This is a genomic window from Halomonas citrativorans (assembly GCF_900163645.1).
GTDB classification, from domain to species: domain Bacteria; phylum Pseudomonadota; class Gammaproteobacteria; order Pseudomonadales; family Halomonadaceae; genus Vreelandella; species Vreelandella citrativorans.
Genome location: NZ_FUKM01000022.1, coordinates 13292 through 30438 on the forward strand (window position 1 = coordinate 13292; position 17147 = coordinate 30438).

At 48.0% G+C, this 17147-nt stretch carries 12 protein-coding genes; all 12 read left to right on the forward strand.

Annotated elements, in window-relative coordinates; all coding sequences use genetic code 11:
• The first annotated feature begins 6 nt into the window (after positions 1-6).
• The 12 genes from tviB (at position 7) to CZ787_RS05925 (ending at position 17097) form a co-directional block, all read left to right on the forward strand.
• Positions 7-1281: a Vi polysaccharide biosynthesis UDP-N-acetylglucosamine C-6 dehydrogenase TviB gene (gene tviB / locus CZ787_RS05870; RefSeq protein ID WP_087107142.1), complete on the forward strand. Its 1275-nt coding sequence runs from the start codon at positions 7-9 to the stop codon at positions 1279-1281.
• Positions 1282-1298: 17 nt separating this feature from the next.
• Positions 1299-2246 (forward strand): Gfo/Idh/MocA family oxidoreductase, encoded by a 948-nt coding sequence (locus tag CZ787_RS05875; protein ID WP_087107186.1) that lies wholly within the window; start codon positions 1299-1301, stop codon positions 2244-2246.
• 9 nt (positions 2247-2255) lie between these two features.
• The gene (gene wbpD / locus CZ787_RS05880) at positions 2256-2834 is read left to right on the forward strand and encodes a UDP-2-acetamido-3-amino-2,3-dideoxy-D-glucuronate N-acetyltransferase (protein ID WP_087107144.1); all 579 of its coding nucleotides are present in this window, start codon (positions 2256-2258) and stop codon (positions 2832-2834) included.
• Positions 2835-2839: 5 nt separating this feature from the next.
• A complete protein-coding gene (locus CZ787_RS05885) occupies positions 2840-3913 on the forward strand; it encodes a DegT/DnrJ/EryC1/StrS family aminotransferase (protein WP_087107146.1) in 1074 nt (357 codons plus the stop codon).
• A 23-nt stretch (positions 3914-3936) separates the two neighbouring features.
• On the forward strand, positions 3937-5031 hold the full coding sequence (locus tag CZ787_RS05890; protein ID WP_087107148.1) for a class I SAM-dependent methyltransferase: 1095 nt from the start codon (positions 3937-3939) through the stop codon (positions 5029-5031).
• A gap of 31 nt (positions 5032-5062) precedes the next feature.
• Positions 5063-6232 (forward strand): hypothetical protein, encoded by a 1170-nt coding sequence (locus CZ787_RS05895; protein ID WP_087107150.1) that lies wholly within the window; start codon positions 5063-5065, stop codon positions 6230-6232.
• An 11-nt stretch (positions 6233-6243) separates the two neighbouring features.
• Complete coding sequence (locus tag CZ787_RS05900) at positions 6244-6504, forward strand: hypothetical protein (RefSeq protein WP_087107152.1); 261 nt, start codon at positions 6244-6246, stop codon at positions 6502-6504.
• 205 nt (positions 6505-6709) lie between these two features.
• Positions 6710-8563: a glutamine--fructose-6-phosphate transaminase (isomerizing) gene (gene glmS, locus CZ787_RS05905; protein WP_087107154.1), complete on the forward strand. Its 1854-nt coding sequence runs from the start codon at positions 6710-6712 to the stop codon at positions 8561-8563.
• 225 nt (positions 8564-8788) lie between these two features.
• Positions 8789-10126, forward strand: coding sequence for a phosphoglucosamine mutase (glmM, locus tag CZ787_RS05910; protein ID WP_087107156.1), 1338 nt, complete (start codon positions 8789-8791; stop codon positions 10124-10126).
• A gap of 38 nt (positions 10127-10164) precedes the next feature.
• Complete coding sequence (locus tag CZ787_RS05915) at positions 10165-11817, forward strand: glycosyltransferase family 2 protein (protein ID WP_087107158.1); 1653 nt, start codon at positions 10165-10167, stop codon at positions 11815-11817.
• A gap of 43 nt (positions 11818-11860) precedes the next feature.
• Positions 11861-13978, forward strand: coding sequence for a hypothetical protein (locus tag CZ787_RS05920; RefSeq protein ID WP_087107160.1), 2118 nt, complete (start codon positions 11861-11863; stop codon positions 13976-13978).
• A gap of 2 nt (positions 13979-13980) precedes the next feature.
• A complete protein-coding gene (locus CZ787_RS05925) occupies positions 13981-17097 on the forward strand; it encodes a glycosyltransferase (RefSeq protein ID WP_087107162.1) in 3117 nt (1038 codons plus the stop codon).
• The last annotated feature ends 50 nt before the right edge of the window (positions 17098-17147 follow it).

Genomic DNA, 17147 nt, shown 5'->3' on the forward strand with positions numbered 1-17147 from the left:
GTTCTAATGAATAGTAGCGATGTTAAATTAGCCATTGTTGGGCTAGGGTACGTAGGCTTACCTCTAGCAGTTGAATTCGGTAAAGTTAAGGAAGTGGTGGGTTTTGATATTAATCAAAAAAGAGTCAAAGAGCTGCAGGATGGCCATGATTTTACGCTTGAAGTGACTGCGGAAGAGTTAGGTTTAGCTTCCCAGTTAAAGTTTTCGCATGATGTGAAAGAGCTTGAAGATTGTAATGTCTATATTATTACTGTACCCACGCCCATCGATGATAATAATGCTCCTGATCTTACACCGTTGCGTAAAGCATCTGCTATGCTCGCAACTGTGGTTAAGCAGGGAGATGTGGTGATTTACGAATCAACGGTTTACCCTGGTGCTACAGAAGAAGTGTGTATCCCTGTGATCGAAAAAGGGTCAGGTCTGAAATTCAATGAAGATTTTTATGCTGGTTACAGCCCCGAGCGCATTAATCCAGGAGACAAAGTTAATACACTAACAAAAATTAAAAAAATCACGTCGGGCTCTACGCCTGAGATAGCCAAGTTTGTTGATGAGCTCTATTCATCTATTATTACTGCAGGTACACACCTTGCTAGCTCCATTAAGGTAGCTGAAGCTGCGAAAGTGATAGAAAATACGCAGCGTGATTTGAATATTGCTATTATCAATGAATTTGCCAAAATATTTAATATTTTGGGTATTGATAGTCAAGAAGTCCTTGAAGCAGCAGGTACTAAGTGGAATTTTTTACCCTTTAAACCTGGCTTAGTTGGAGGGCATTGCATCAGCGTTGATCCTTATTACCTAACCCATAAAGCGAAAGAGGTTGGTTATCAACCTGAAGTGATTCTAGCGGGTCGGCGTATTAACGATGGCATGGGGCAATACACAGCTACTCAATTAGTTAAAGCTGTTAGCCGTAAAAAAATTCATATTGATGAAGCTCGTGTGCTAGTTCTTGGTTTTACCTTTAAAGGTGATTGCCCTGATGTGCGTAATACCAAGATTATCGATATGGTTAAAGAGCTAGAAAGTTTTAATATGAATGTGGACGTCTATGATCCATGGGCGGAACCTGAAGAAGTTCAAGAAGAGTATGGCCTTAAACTTGAAACTGATTTAATTGAAGGTGTTTACGACGCCATTGTTCTGGCTGTTGACCACTCTGATTTTAAAAAATGGGGGGCCGAAAAAATACGCTCTTTTGGTAAAGAGAAACATGTTCTCTATGATGTGAAGCATGTACTTACTAAGAATGAATCAGATCTACGCTTATAATGGAGCAGGTATTTAATATGAAAAATTTTGCTTTAATCGGTGCTGCTGGTTATATCGCCCCTCGCCATATGAAAGCGATTAAAGAGTTAGGCCATAATTTAAGCATCGGCTACGATACTAATGACTCCGTAGGTATCATCGATAGTATTTCTCCTGATAGTGAGTTTTTTACTGAATTTGAGCGATTTCAAGAGCATGCCTACCGTTTGAAACGCAATCCATCAACTGCATTGGACTATGTGGCTGTTTGTTCTCCCAACTATTTGCACCATTCTCATATTGCTGCGGGCCTAAGGATGGGGTGTGATGTTATTTGCGAAAAGCCGCTGGTACCGACACCTGAACTTCTCGATGAACTAGCTAACGTAGAGAAAGAAACAGGCCAGCGTGTTTATAATATTTTACAGTTACGCCACCATGAAGCTATTTTGAAGCTTAAAGAAAAAGTAGCGAATGAGAATCGCAGTGAAAAGTATCAGGTTGATTTAACCTATATTACCTCACGCGGTAAATGGTATATGGAAAGCTGGAAAGGTGATCCGCGCAAGTCGTTTGGTGTGGCGACTAATATTGGTGTTCACTTCTTTGATATGCTGCACTTCATTTTTGGTAAGTTAGAGAAGAATGTTCTGCATTACGCTAACGACTATAAAGCATGTGGCTATTTAGAGTATGAAAAGGCTAAGGTTCCTTGGTTTTTATCAATAGATGCTAATGATCTTCCTGATGAAGTAAAAGGCAAGCAAACCACGTTCCGTAATATAAGTTGTGAAGGTGATCAAATAGAATTTTCTGCCGGGTTCACAGATCTTCATACAATTAGCTATCAGGAGATTCTTGCTGGCCGCGGTTATGGTATTGAAGATGCTAGGCACTGCGTTGAGACCGTGCATCATATTCGAACAGCTCAGCCTGAGTCTCCTGCTGAAAATGAGGCACATGCTTTTCTGAAAAAACTCATCTAGGAGCAGCATATGGACTATCAAGTACATGAATCTGCAATCGTTGATGAAGGCGCCCAGATAGGCGAAGGCTCCCGAGTTTGGCACTTCGTGCATGTGTGTGCTGGTGCTAGAATCGGTAGGGGGGTTTCCCTTGGCCAAAATGCTTTTGTTGGTAATAAGGTCACAGTCGGCGATAACTGCAAAATTCAGAATAACGTTTCAGTTTATGACAACGTTCACCTTGAAGAAGGAGTTTTCTGTGGACCGAGCATGGTGTTTACCAATGTTTATAACCCTCGCTCACTGATTGAACGTAAAAGCGAATATCGTGATACTTTGGTAAAGAAAGGGGCCACTTTGGGTGCCAATTGCACCATCGTGTGTGGTGTTACCATAGGCGAGTATTCCTTTATTGGTGCTGGTGCTGTTATCAATAAGGATGTTCCGGCTTATGCCTTAATGGTAGGCGTACCTGCGCGGCAAATTGGCTGGATGAGTGAGTATGGTGAGCAATTGGATTTGCCACTGGAAGGTCAAGCAGAAGCCGCTTGCCCTCATACGGGTAAGGTCTATCATCTTAATGGCAAAACTTTAACTAAAAGTGATTGATTATCATGCAATTTATTGACTTGGCTGCCCAGCAAGAGCGCATCAAAGATAAAATAGATGCCAATATCCAGAAAGTGCTTGCGCATGGTAATTATATTCTTGGCCCTGAGGTCTCAGAACTTGAGGATAAATTAGCTGCATTTACGGGCGCTAAGTATTGTATAACATGTGCTAATGGTACCGATGCGCTGCAGATTGCACAGATGGCATTAGGTATAGGCCCCGGTGATGAAGTAATCACCCCAGGGTTTACTTATATTGCAACAGCAGAAACGGTTGCCCTATTAGGCGCTAAGCCAGTCTATGTGGATATTGACCCAAAAACCTACAATCTTGATCCCGCCCAATTGGAGGCGGCAATTACGCCGCGTACTAAAGCTATTATACCGGTATCACTGTATGGGCAGTGTGCGGACTTTGATGCTATCAATGCGATTGCTGAAAAACATGGCATTCCTGTAATCGAAGATGCTGCTCAGAGCTTTGGTGCTACCTACAATGGAAAAAAATCCTGCAATCTCAGTACAATAGCCTGCACGAGTTTTTTTCCTAGCAAGCCTTTAGGCTGTTACGGTGATGGCGGCGCTATTTTCACGAATGATGAAGGCTTAGCGAAACTGCTTCGTCAGATATCGCGCCATGGCCAGGATAAGCGCTATCATCATGTGCATGTCGGCGTAAATAGTCGCTTGGATACACTACAGGCGGCCATACTGCTACCTAAGCTTGAAATATTTGCCGATGAGATCATAAAGCGTAATCATGTTGCGACTTCCTATACGCGTTTACTTAACGATGCAGGTATTATTAGCACGCCTTATATTGATGAACGGTGTGTTTCAGCTTGGGCACAATATACTATCCTTGTCGAAGACCGTGAAGACATTCTAGGTAAATTGAAAGAAGCTGGTGTACCGACTGCAGTACACTATCCTATTCCTTTAAACAAGCAACCTGCAGTGAAGGATGATACAGTTAATCTGCCAATTGGTGATGAAATAGCTAAAAAGGTTATGAGTTTGCCAATGCATCCTTACTTGTCTACCCAAGATCAAATAAGAGTCATCGAAGCTTTCTAGTTTTTACTCTTTAATGAGTATGTATGAAGAATAATGAGAATAATATGGATGACATTGATACTGTCTATTGGGAAAAAAAAGCTAAAGAATACAATGATGAGGAAGAGTATTTAAAGGCAGCTGAAGTTTATTGCTCTTTATTGGGGGGGCAGAGAAAAACAATAGACTTGATTATTGCTAAATCTCAAGTATTAAGAAATCAACATCGTCTTTATGAGGCTGTTTTGTTGTTAGAGAAGTCCGTTGAAATCGGTGTTTTTAACAGTAAGTCTTTACATGTTTTGGCTGCTTTTTATAGAGATAACAAGTGTTGGAGACAAGCCGAGAGGTGTATTTGGGATATTGTTAAAATTGATCCTGAGTATTCTGGGTTAATTGGTTTTTCTTGTTTTGCTGCTGATGTATTACGTAAGCAAGGTTATGTTAATACAGCTCATAGTTTGATTCAGTCTTCTATTTTTCTGACTACCTCTCAAGGCAAAAACATACCTTTAAAAGCTTCTGCTATTCAAAAAGAACTTGAGTACGAAGTTACTTCTGAATATTCTATTGAAGTTTCTTATCGGTTTTATGATGCTGTGTATGAAAATTCAGATAAATATGCATCAAATTCTGATGATTCGATCTATGTTCCTGTTTGGGATGAAGTGCTTCAATATTTTCAAGGTAGTAATGTGTTAAGTGTTGTTGATGTTGGTTGTGGACCTGGCCAATTTGCTGAGTATGCAATTAAACACTTGCCTGCTCTTAGTTACATAGGTTTTGACTATAGTTCTGTTGCCATTTCTCAGGCAAAAAAAAGAACAAAAGGAGTTGAGTTTATAGAAGGCAATGCTTTTTCCTCCCCCTTGTTAGCTGAAAATGCTGCTGATGTTTACATATTACTTGAGGTGCTAGAACACATAGAGAAAGATTTGGAGCTTTTAGGCAGTATGCCAAGTAAAGCTTCTTTAGTTTTTTCAGTTCCTAATTTTGATTCTTTTGGGCATGTGCGTTTCTTTTTAAATGAAAACGAGGTGTTTAATAGATATAATCATCTGTTCTCTAGCTTAGAAGTGAAGGGCGTTATTCTCAAAGGATACTCTACTATTTATCTTGCATTCGGTCAGTTGAAATGAATATTCATATCTAATAGGTTGGCTATAAATAATGCGATATGACCTTTTTTCTGCTAAACAAGCAGAAATGGCGCTTAAGAGTGAAGATTTTTTTCTCAGTTTTGATATATGTAAAAACTGTCTTAAAAAAACACCTGGCGACGCACTACTTTACGTTATTATGGCGAGGATAATTAGTCGCTCACCCATGGTAGTTGATTCATGGCAAGATGTAGCTGATATAACAGCTTCTTTTCTTGAGTTTAATAGACAAAAAAATATTCAGTCCTCCTCTCTTTGGCATGCCCTTAGCTTTATTAATTCATGTTTAATTAGTAATCAGTTTTCCCATGCTGACAACCCTTTTATTGAATATTTAAAATATAATGGACGAAAGGTCACTGAGCATAAGGTTAAATTGTTGGTCTTGACTTGTGTCTGGAAAAGGCATGAGTTATGTCATTTGTTTTTTTCTTACTATAAAAAATTGAAAGAAAAGCTAAGCCACGATATCGATATTCAGGTAATTGCTGTGGGTTCGGAAGGTGAAGTTAGTCAAAGTATTTGTGAGAAATATGGCGCTCATTATTTAGAGTACCCGAACCAGCCATTATCTGATAAATGGCAAGCTGGGCTTACCTATGCACGCTCCTTTGATTTTGACGCATTAGTGATTTTGGGATCAGATGATTTTATATGTGAAAATACGCTTAAATTTTATTCTAGGAAGGTATCTAATGGCACTCTTTTTTTAGGTTTTCAAGATTGCTATTTACACGATTTCTCTACCCAGAAAACAATTTACTGGAAAGGTTATGGCGCCTCTAATGAACAACAAAGTCAACCACACAGAGTCGGTGAAACAATTGGTTTGGGACGCGTGCTTAGAAGAGAGCTGCTAGAGTTTATGGATTTTGATTTATGGAAAGGGATGGGTGCAAATAAATCGTTAGACGGAATTATGAAAAATAAAATCACTGAAAAGACTGGTTTTCTTCCAGTCAAGCCTGTTCATGGTTTTAATTTGATCTTAGGAGATGTTAACTATTCGTTGGGCATGTTGTCTTACAGGTTAAAAGACCTAGGGCTATTCGGTGTTGATGTTAAAGTGAGTGATAATGTGACTGCTTTTGAAAAATATGTAACTTCTACTAATGTTTATGATGATGTGACCTTGGAATATTCTCAAAATGGTCACCTTGATTTCTTAAATAGTTTATAACGCGAGTTTTTATGTCTGGCAAAGTTTATGATAAAAGTGAATTGGATGCTCTTAAAAAGCATTTGAAGGAGCTGGTTGACACTCAAGCAAATGAGAGGGCTGAGCTGGCAGCAAAAATTAGTAATCTTCTAAAAGAAAATGATGACCTAAGCCGTCAAGTCCGTGAATTAGAGGCTAAATGTAATCCCTGTACTGTTAATTCAAATGTGAAGGTTAGATCACCGGAAAGCGAGTGTGGTTTAGACTTCTCACTGCCAGAAGAACGCAAATGAATGTTTATTTAATGTTGGTGATTTTTTAGAAAGCTTATTTTGTTTACTGATTCTGGATGTTGTGTGCTTCAAAGCTTGGGTGTCATGTTGTGATTATGTGTGAAGCATTTTATCGATAGAGCTGGGGTTGAGTGTACTTTTATTTCGCTTGGGATAAGCGGGTTTTAATTTCCTTTATTATTAGCTAATGGTTTGAGGAATATTTATGTGCGGAATTGTGGGTGCGATAAGCGCAAAGGATAGCACTGCCTTTCTTTTAGAAGGCTTATCTACATTGGAGTATCGCGGTTACGATTCAGCGGGTTTGGCCCTGTTATCTGCTGGGCAAAGTAGCGGTTTGCAGCGCGCCCGATCTAAAGGGCGTGTGGCTGAATTAGCCGCTCTGGTGAAAGAAAAGGCACTTAGTGGTAATGCTGGGATTGCTCACACTCGTTGGGCCACCCACGGTGTACCCGCCGAGCGTAATGCTCACCCGCATATTTCAGCAGGTTTGGCGGTTGTACATAACGGCATTATCGAAAACTACGAAGCCTTGCGTGAGCAGCTTCAAGGTCTAGGGTACGAATTTACCTCTGATACCGATACGGAAACCATTGCCCACCTTATTCAAGCCTGTTTCAAAGGCCAGATTGGCGAACCGGCTGAAAATCTGTTTTCTGCCGTGCAGTGCGCCGTGGCGCATTTGAAAGGGGCGTTTGCTCTGGCTGTAATTAGCGAAGATGAGCCGGATTGCATGGTGGTGGCGCGTGAAGGCTCGCCGCTGATGCTGGGCATTGCTGAAGATGGCCACTACGCAGCATCGGATGCATCGGCCCTGCTTGCCGTTACTAAGCAGATGATGTATCTGGAAAATGGCGATGTAGCGCGGTTAACGCGTGATTCCATTACCCTGGTGGACCGCATCGGCCAGCCCGCCCAGCGTGACGTGGTTACCTCAACCTTGAACGCCGATGCCGTGGAGCTGGGCGATTGTAACCACTACATGCAGAAGGAAATCTTCGAGCAGCCCCAGGCGCTGGGTAACACACTGGAAATGATCAGTGGGGCAGGGCAGTTGCAACCAGGTATTTTTGGTGCTGAGGCCCAAGCCGTGTTTGAACAGGTGGATTCGGTGCTGATCCTTGCATGCGGTACGTCAAGCTATGCGGGGATGACCGCCAAGTACTGGATTGAGCAGGTGGCGGGTATCCCTTGTAATGTGGAAATCGCCAGCGAATATCGCTACCGGCAGAGTGTTGCTAACCCCAGGCAGCTTATCGTGGTTATTTCCCAATCCGGTGAAACAGCAGATACGCTGGCGGCCCTGCACCATGCCAAATCATTGGGGCATACCCATACGCTGGCTATTTGTAATGTGCCGGAATCCGCCATCGTTCGGGAAACTGCGTTGCGCTTTATTACTCGCGCTGGGCCTGAAATTGGTGTGGCGTCTACCAAGGCGTTTACTACACAGTTAAGCGCGCTGTTCTTGCTGACGCTTCTGCTGGCCAAAGCCAACCAGCGTTTGAGTGAAGAAGACGAAAAAACCTATCTGAATGAACTGCGCCATCTACCTATCGCGGTCGATAAAGTGTTGGCATTGGAGCCTGGCATTGAAGCTTGGGCTAAGCAGTTTGCTGATAAACAGCACGCGCTGTTTTTAGGCCGTGGGCGGCATTACCCCATTGCGCTAGAAGGCGCGTTGAAGCTGAAAGAAATCTCCTACATTCATGCGGAAGCCTACCCAGCGGGCGAGCTAAAGCACGGCCCGTTGGCGCTGGTTGATGCTGAAATGCCGGTAGTGGTGGTAGCGCCTAACGATGAAATGCTGGAGAAGTTGAAGGCCAACATGCAGGAAGTTAGTGCGCGTGGCGGCCAACTGTATGTATTTGCCGATGGTGATAGTGCTGTGAAGCCTTCTGAGGGCGTTAACGTGCTGATGATGCCGGAACATTACGGGCTGCTTTCCCCGGTGTTGCATGTGGTGGCGCTTCAGTTGCTCTCGTACCACGTGGCATTGGTGAAAGGGACGGATGTAGATAAGCCGCGTAATTTGGCCAAGAGTGTGACGGTGGAGTAGTTAGTGCTTGTCTGGCGTACCTGAGTTGGATGGCGCGGCCGGGGCGGCTGGTCGCCGCCATCCGCAGGTGCCTCGCAAGATTCGTTACCGCGCGCTACGGATTGTGCATTCATTCATTGTAAATGCATGCAGGCTACGCTTTATTCTCTTCCGATTCACGATTCACGATTCACGATTCACGATTCACGATTCACGATTCACGATTCATCATTTAGGTAATCCAAAATGCGACAATATTTCGGCACGGATGGCGTACGCGGTCGCGTGGGTGAATTTCCTATGACACCTGACTTTGCCATGAAGCTGGGTTGGGCTGCCGGTCAGGTATTAGGCGCGGAAGGTGTTAAAGAAGTTCTGATTGGTAAGGATACGCGCGCCAGTGGCTATATGCTGGAGTCTGCTTTGGAAGCAGGCTTTTCAGCGGCGGGGGTTAACGTTGCCTTGGTTGGCCCGCTGCCCACGCCGGGCGTTGCCTATTTAACCTCTACCTTTCGGGCGGATGCCGGGGTGGTCATCAGCGCTTCGCACAATCCGTTTTACGATAACGGCATCAAGATATTCGCTCAGGGCGGCAGCAAGCTAAACGATGCCCAAGAGCAGGAAATTGAACGCTGGTTACAGGTGGCTATTGAAGGCGGCATGACGTGTGTGGAATCCGACAAGCTGGGTAAAGCCCGCCGCATAGATGATGCTGCTGGCCGCTATACCGAGTATTGCAAGGCTACCTTGCCGGGCGCGCTAAGCCTGAACGGTTTGAAAATTGTAGTGGATAGCGCCAATGGCGCCGCCTACAAGGTAGCACCCGCCGTATACCGTGAACTGGGTGCAGAGCTAATCAGCATTCACGATAAGCCCAACGGCGTAAATATCAATGCCAGCTGTGGCGCTACCTCTATGCAAAGCCTACGTGCAGCGGTATTGGAGAACGAGGCAGACATGGGCATCGCGCTGGATGGCGATGCCGACCGCTTGATGATGGTAGACCATACTGGCACCGTAGTAGATGGTGATGAGTTGCTTTACCTGCTGGCCAAAGATGCCAAAGCCGCAGGCTATAGCGGCGGTGTAGTGGGCACCCAGATGAGCAACCTTGGCTTGGAACAGGCGCTTGCCGTTATGGGGGTTCCCTTCACTCGGGCCAAGGTGGGGGACCGCTACGTAATAGCGCAGCTAAAAGAAACCGGCTGGCGCTTGGGCGGGGAAGGTTCGGGCCATTTACTGAGCCTGGACCACGCATCCACTGGCGATGCTATCATTGCATCGCTGCGCGTAATGACCTGTTTACTGCAGCAGCAAGCGACCCTGTTTGAGGCCAAGCAGGGTATGCAAAAACTGCCACAAACGCTGATTAACGTACGTTTTACGCCAAGCGGTGACGAAGACCCATTAGCTGCCCCTTTGGTCAAGAAAACGGTGGCCGAAGTGGAACAACAGCTTGGGCAAACTGGCCGTGTACTGTTACGTAAATCGGGTACAGAGCCATTGATCCGTGTGATGGTAGAAGCAGTGGATGCTGAGCTGGCCCAGAGGTGTGCTCAGCAGATTGCTGATGCGTTTTCATAAGTAGTGCAATGCTGTTCTGTTATGCGAGGTAATGACTTTTGACATCATCTTCATCGCTTGGCCTGCTTCATACGCATACGCCAGAAAGGGATTTATCAGATATCGCTGACATCGAGCAAAGCCCCTGGTTCGATGCCGAGTGGTACATGATGCAATACCCAGATGTGGCGGTTTCTGGAATGTCTCCAGCTCAGCATTATTTTCTGTTGGGAGAAGCGTGGGGGCGTAAGGCAGGCCCGCGGTTTGATGCGGCGTATTACCTTAATAACCATCAAGATGTGGCTAAAGCGGGCATCAGCCCGTTGCTGCACTTTATCCGCAACGGTGAAAAGGAAGGGCGGTGGCCGGTAGAGTTAAGGGCTCACGAACGTGAGGAGCGGCTTTGGCAACAAACGGCTACTTCTTCGGCACTGAAGGCTCTGCAGGGCTTGCTTACTCATCAAGACGCTTGGGAGGCCAGCTATGCCGCTTGGGCGCTTGGCCGTTGGTATGCTTGGCAAGGGGAGTGGCAGCGCTGTGCAGATGTACTCTCCAGCCGCCACCAGCACCGTGAAGCTAAACCCGCCACCCCCGCCCCTTGGTTGCTGGAAGTAGAGGCCTTGATTCAATGTGGCCAACTGGTAAATGCTTGGCAGCGCATACAGCAGCTAAAAATAGCTTACCCGGATTATTCGGATACCTCATTGGCACTCTCCAATCTTCTGGCCGTACAGGCCTCTACGCAAGAAAGGCGTATGGTTACCCAAGCCGATGCGCTTACAGAGCAGTTCCGTTTGCAGCATATCAACGCACTATTCTTGAAAGCTAACCTGCACCCCGTCGGTCTTAGAGACCCCAGCCAGCCGTTAACGCTTGATAACGTGATGGTAGAGAGCTCGGCAACGGCTGGCACAGCGGTGGTAGATGATAATAGTTTGGTAAGTATTATCGTGCCGGTATTTAACGCTGAAGAGCATTTGGCAACGGCGCTGCGTAGCCTGGCCAAGCAAACCTATACCAACTTGGAAGTGATTGTGGTGGATGATGCGTCCACGGATCGCTCATTAGCTATTGCCCGAGCGTTCAGTCAAAAAGATGCTCGGTTCAAGGTATTAAGCCAGCCAGTTAACCAGGGCGCTTATGCAGCCCGTAATCGGGGGCTTGCGGCATCAAAAGGCGCTTTTATCACCGTTCACGATAGCGATGACTGGTCGCATCCGCAAAAAACTGAAGCCCAAGTAGCAGGCTTGCTGGCGCAGCCTGAATGGAAAGCATGCTTTAGTGATTGGGTGCGTTGTTCTACTGAGTTAATGTTCAACCGCTGGCGGATTGAGGCGATGGACGGGTGGATTTATCGCAACACGTCATCCTTCATGTTCAAAAGGGAAGTTTTTGAAACACTCGGTTTTTGGGATGTTGTCCGAGTAGATGCTGATGCCGAATACTTTCAGCGTTTTACGACTGTGTTCGGAGATAAGGCGTTTGGTACGCTGCAAAGAGGGGTTCCTTTAGCTTTTGGTCGTAGCCTTCCTACGTCTCTAAGCCAAGCGGGGCCTACGCATTTGGTGACCCAGTTCAAGGGTGTGCGCTTTGATTATCGCGAGGCCGCAGCTCAGTGGCATGCGAGCGGCGAACAGCCAACTGATTTGTACCTTTCTGCTAGTCCAGCAATACGCCCTTTCCCAGCGCCGGCTGCCAACTTGCCCGGTTAAGCTGGTATTCTATCGTTAATCTATTACCTGTCAGGAATTTATTGTGAGCCAGCAACAACACCAGGTAGCACCGCACGCCGCCACGGAACTCGCTATTAAGCCCTCTATTAATACCTTGGCCCAAGGGTCAATGTTTTGGCAGCCTGATTATCGCGAACCCTCTTCCTGGCTGGAGCATTTGCCGTTCCTGTTCTGGTTGGTGGAGGCATTAAGGCCACAGCAGGTAGTAGGGCTGGGGGTGGATGATGTACCTCACTTTGCGGTTTGCCAAGCGGCTTCGCGCCTTCGCTTGGGTGCGCGCTGCTACATGGTGGGTGAGGACGTAGACGAAAAAGCGGCGAATGAGATTCACGCCTATGCGTCCGATCACTTTTCAGCCATTAGCCAATGGCTTCAAACCAACCCAGCTCGGGCAATCGAACAGTTTGATGAAGGCTCAATTGATCTGTTGCTGCTGCATATAAGTCCTGATGACAATAGTGTCGATTACCTGTTGGACCGCTGGTTGTCGCGGCTCTCCTCGCAAGGTGTGGTGGTAGTGCCGGGTATTGCCCGCCGCGAGCCGGGGTGCTTTGTATTCCGTGCCTTTGAGTCCATTAAAAATCGTTACCCGCATTTCGTATTTCATCATGCCGGAGGGTTGGGCGTGATTGCCGTGGGTAACGAGTTGCCCCATCTGGTTAACAACCTGTTAGGCGCACTGGAATCCAATGCCTCTACTCAGGTAGTGCAGGACGTGTTCGCACGCCTTGGCCGCAGTTGCCAGGATAAGGTGACGGTTCGCCAGCAACAGGCGCTATTTCAAACGCTGGAAACTCGGGTAAGCGAGCAGGCAGGCAGCCTGGCGGAAGCGGAGCGACAGGTAGCCCAGCAGGCAGAGCAGCTGCGCCAAGCGCATGATGAGCGCATCAAGCTCAAGGAGCGCTTGGAACAACAGGAGGCACGTTTTGCCCAGGAGCGTGGCCGGTTGGCCGAGCGGGTTAGCTCTCTTGAGGAGTTCAACGCTGAGTTGAAAAATGAGTTGGTACGCCAGCGCGAACAGGGCGAACGTCACGCAGCTGATGCACGCGAACATGCTCAAGCCGCCAAGGTAAGCGAGCAGTCGCTGAGCCAGGCCCAGAAGCAGTTGGAAGAAAAGAACAACGTGCTTGAAACGGCGCGTACAGAACACACCCAGCTAACCGGTAAGCTTGAGAAAACCGAGCATGCCCTTGCCGAGGCGCAGACGCAGGTCGAATCACTACAAAGCAGTGAGCAAGCGCTTCAAAGAGAAGTAAATGAAACCCAACAGATAGTGGAAACGCGTTTTAGTGAGCTTACCAAACTCACCAATTTGCTTGAGGCCAATGAGCAGAGTTTGCATAGTGCACACGAAGAGCGCGCTGAGCTCAACGCCAAGCTGCGGCAAACCGAGTCCTCGCTTCAGGCGCGTTTTAACGAGCTGGGCCAGTTAACCCGCAAATTGCAGGAAGCTGAACAACGCATCGCGGATGGCGAACAAAGTCGAGCAGCTTCAGAAAAACAGCTGGCTCAGCAAAAAAAGGCGAGTGAAGACGCATTGAAAGATGCGCGCCATAGTGTGGACGAGCGCTTCAAGGAGCTGGCCGTACTCACTGACCTGCTGGAGAAAAACGAAGCACAACGTGAGCAACTGGAGCGTGAGCTTGGAAGTGCGAAAGCCGCTAGGCAGAAGGTTGAAGCAGAGGCTAAATCCAGCCAGGAAACCCAGGTACAACAGCGCCGCGAGATAGAACGACAAACGCATGAGCTGGCACATCTGGTTGAGCAGCTTGAAGCGTTGCGTATGAGCCAGGTAGCTAAACCCCCGGAAGCTAAAGGCACTGGCGCTTTCGTTGCCAAGACGCCTGCATTAACGAAACGCGCGATTAAGCGTCAGGTGTCGTTGATTGAAGCCAGCCAGTGGTTTGATGCCAAATGGTATTTAGCGCAGTACTCGGATATTGCTTCAGACCCTAAAATGTCGGCCCGCCCGGCCCGCCACTATTTGCTGATGGGCGGTTTTGAAGGTCGCAACCCCGGCCCAGAGTTCGATTCAGTGTACTACTTGACTCATAACCCGGATGTAGTGGAGAGCGGTATCAACCCGCTGGTGCACTACCTTAAGTTTGGCGAGAAAGAACAGCGCAGCGTGAAGGGCTAATAATGAGTAATGCTAAGCGCGCGCTACTGCTGGATTCCGGCTTATTTGACGAAACCTGGTATGTACAGCGCTACCCGGATGCTTCCTTTAGCCAGCTATCTCCGCTAGACCATTTTGTAAACTACGGATGGGCGCTGGGCCGTTGCCCTGGGCCACACTTTGACACTGACGCGTACCGAACTCGCTACCCTGATATTAGCAACTCCGGGCTAGACCCCTTAATGCACTATCTCTGCCACGGTTGCCATGAGGGGCGGCTTAAACTGGCGGGTGATAGTAACGTAGAGCCTGCGTCTCGGTTGGCGGTGGTAGCGCATGCTTACCATCTTGATTTGATAGCCCCATTAGGTGACCGGCTAGCGTTATTAAGCGAGCCATTTGACCTGTTCATTACCACGCCGCATGCCTCGGATACGAAAGAAGTGGTCGCCTTGCAGCGCCGCTTCAGTGGTGCGCAAGTAGTAAACTGCCCCAACCAAGGGCGCGATATAGCACCGTTTTTTTCGTTGCTACCGCGTTTGCAAGGCTATGAGCTATGCCTGAAGCTGCACACCAAGCAGGGCGTTACACCGGTTGCCCAGCAGTGGCGAGAGGCGCTGATAAGTAGCGTATTACCAAGTCGTGAGGGCGTGCGGCGATTGGTGACCAGGCTACGACGTGACTCACGGTTGCAGTTAGCCGGGCCAAAGCGTTTGTTCATGAGCCAACAGGCCATGCGCTTTGGAAACGAAAACTGGCTTACGCGGATCGCCAAGCCATTGGGTGTACCGCTTGAAAGCGATTGGGGCTTCTTGGCTGGCAGCATGTTCTGGTGCCGACCCCAAGCACTATTGCCGTTGGCGCAAGAGGTGGCCCAACATCAGTTCGAACCTGAAACTGGTAAGCAGGATGGTGAGCTAGCGCATGCGTTGGAAAGGCTGGTAGGCGGTGTCATCCAGCCCCAGGAAGGGCAGGTTTTGCTTCTGGAGCTCGCTTCTTCTGGTGAGTTTTCCATTGCGCCGTATCAATCGCATATGCCCCTTGAGCGCACTATGCCCTCACGCCTGCTTGCAGCGCCAATTACCAGCGCTGACGTTAGCCAAAACGAGAGCAGCCTGCGCATAACCGGCGATCTCAATTTAGACAGCAGTAACGCCATTCGCGGGTGGCTGGCATCACTCGTAAACCCGGCGCCCCGAGAAGTCATTATCCGTATCGATGGCGTGCGAGATATCAAGACATCTGCCAATCACTTTCGAGCCGATTTACGTGCCAACGGGCTGCACCAGGGGCGCCATGCCTTTGATGTATATCCGCCCGTTGAGCTGCTGGATGACCAGCAGCATAGTATCGAACTGTTGGATGCCGAAACCGGCGAATGTATCGCCAGTAAAAAGGTGCGCTGGGCTTTTGAGCGCAGCTTTAGCGATTTTTCTGGGTATCTGGCGCACACTCTGGTCAACCCTTATGTCGCGCAGCCTTTCCGCGAAGCCGACAAGCGCTGTTTTGCCGCCATGGAAAACGTGGCTCGCATACTCGTTGAGCACACTCAAGTGCTAACTGAGCCGCCGCTTGTGTCGGTCATCATGCCTTGCTTTAACCGGCTGGATACCATTGAGGAAGCGGTAAACTCGGTACTGGCGCAGTCGTATGCGCGCATTGAGTTGATTTTGATCGACGACGGCAGCGAAGATGGTACGGCCCAGTGGTGTGAGCGCTGCGCTAATACTAACCCCCAGGTAAACGCACTGTTGCTGAGCCAAAACGGTGGGGTATCGGCGGCACGTAATCGAGGGTTAGAAGCCGCCCAGGGCGAGTACATTATGTACCTGGATTCCGACAACCGCTGGGATACGCGTTATGTGGCAGCCATGGTAGGGGCGTTTAAGAAACTGCCCCACGCCGAAGCGCTATATTCAGGCTTATACCGTTATCATGGCGATAGTGAAACACCCGCTGGGGTGATGTTTGGGCCGCTTAATCGATCACTGCTGTTCAATCGCAATTACGTTGATTTGAATACGTTTGTGCATACTCGCGAAGCGTGGCAGCGCTTGGGAGGCTTCGATGAAGCACTACCGCGTTACGTGGATTGGGATCTGGTACGCCGTTACGCACTGGATGCCGTGCTGTATTCAGTGCCGGTAATACTCACCCATTACTTCATCGATAAAGCGAGTAATTCGCTGACCAATAATCAGCAGTATTTATCTTATCTGGAGGCTGTGCGCGAAAAAACCGGGGCTACTTACGCCGCCAAACCACGTCAAACTCAGGCGGCCGTTACTGATAACTCCGTGACTGGTACGCCGCAAGCGGAAGTAGCTACCCTTGAGCGGGGCGTAGCAGTCGTTATTCCCAGCTATGAGTCCAGAGATGATTTACAAGAGTGCCTGGAAAGCCTCTACGCACTGAATTTAGGTGCCTCACTTGAGATCATCGTGGTGGATAATAACTCCTCGCCAGCGGTATGCGAGTTCATCCGCCAGGAAAGTGACGGCGAGCGCATCAAAGCGGTTTTCAACGATGCGAACTTTGGTTTTACTCACGCGGTTAATCTGGGCATTCATGCGGCGAAAGCCGACCATGACATCGTACTTCTCAATAACGATTCACTAGTAACCCCTGGCGCGTTTGAGGCTATGCAGCATGCAGCTTACAGCTTGCCTGAGTGTGGCTTGGTAGTGCCCCAGCAGGTGCTGTTGGGCGGTACTAAAACACTGAATGATCACGTGCCGTATGCCGATGCTAGCTATCCATGCGACGTGAATATTTCAAAACATCACGCTAACGTTCACCACGTGCCACTCTTTCACGATGGTCGCACGCTGGAAATTACCTTTGCGCCGTTTTTCTGCGTGTATATTCCCCGCCACGTGTATCGCGAAGCTGGCGATCTGGATGCTCAGTACGGACGCCACTACCGGTCAGACCGTATTTATTGCGATGTTGTACGCCATATCCTCGGTCTCAGAATCTACCACGTCAGCGATGCGTTGATTTATCACAAGTTGCAAAAATCCACTGATGAGCTGGCGGGTAAGAAAGAGAGCGAGTTCGATATCATGTTCAAGAAAAATCGCTGGGACCCCGCTAATAAAATGAGGCTGGACTTCGTGGATGCTCCTTGGGATATATAGCGTTTCCAGAAGCACTACTGAAATTTGTTGTTCAGACAAGCCGCACTTTA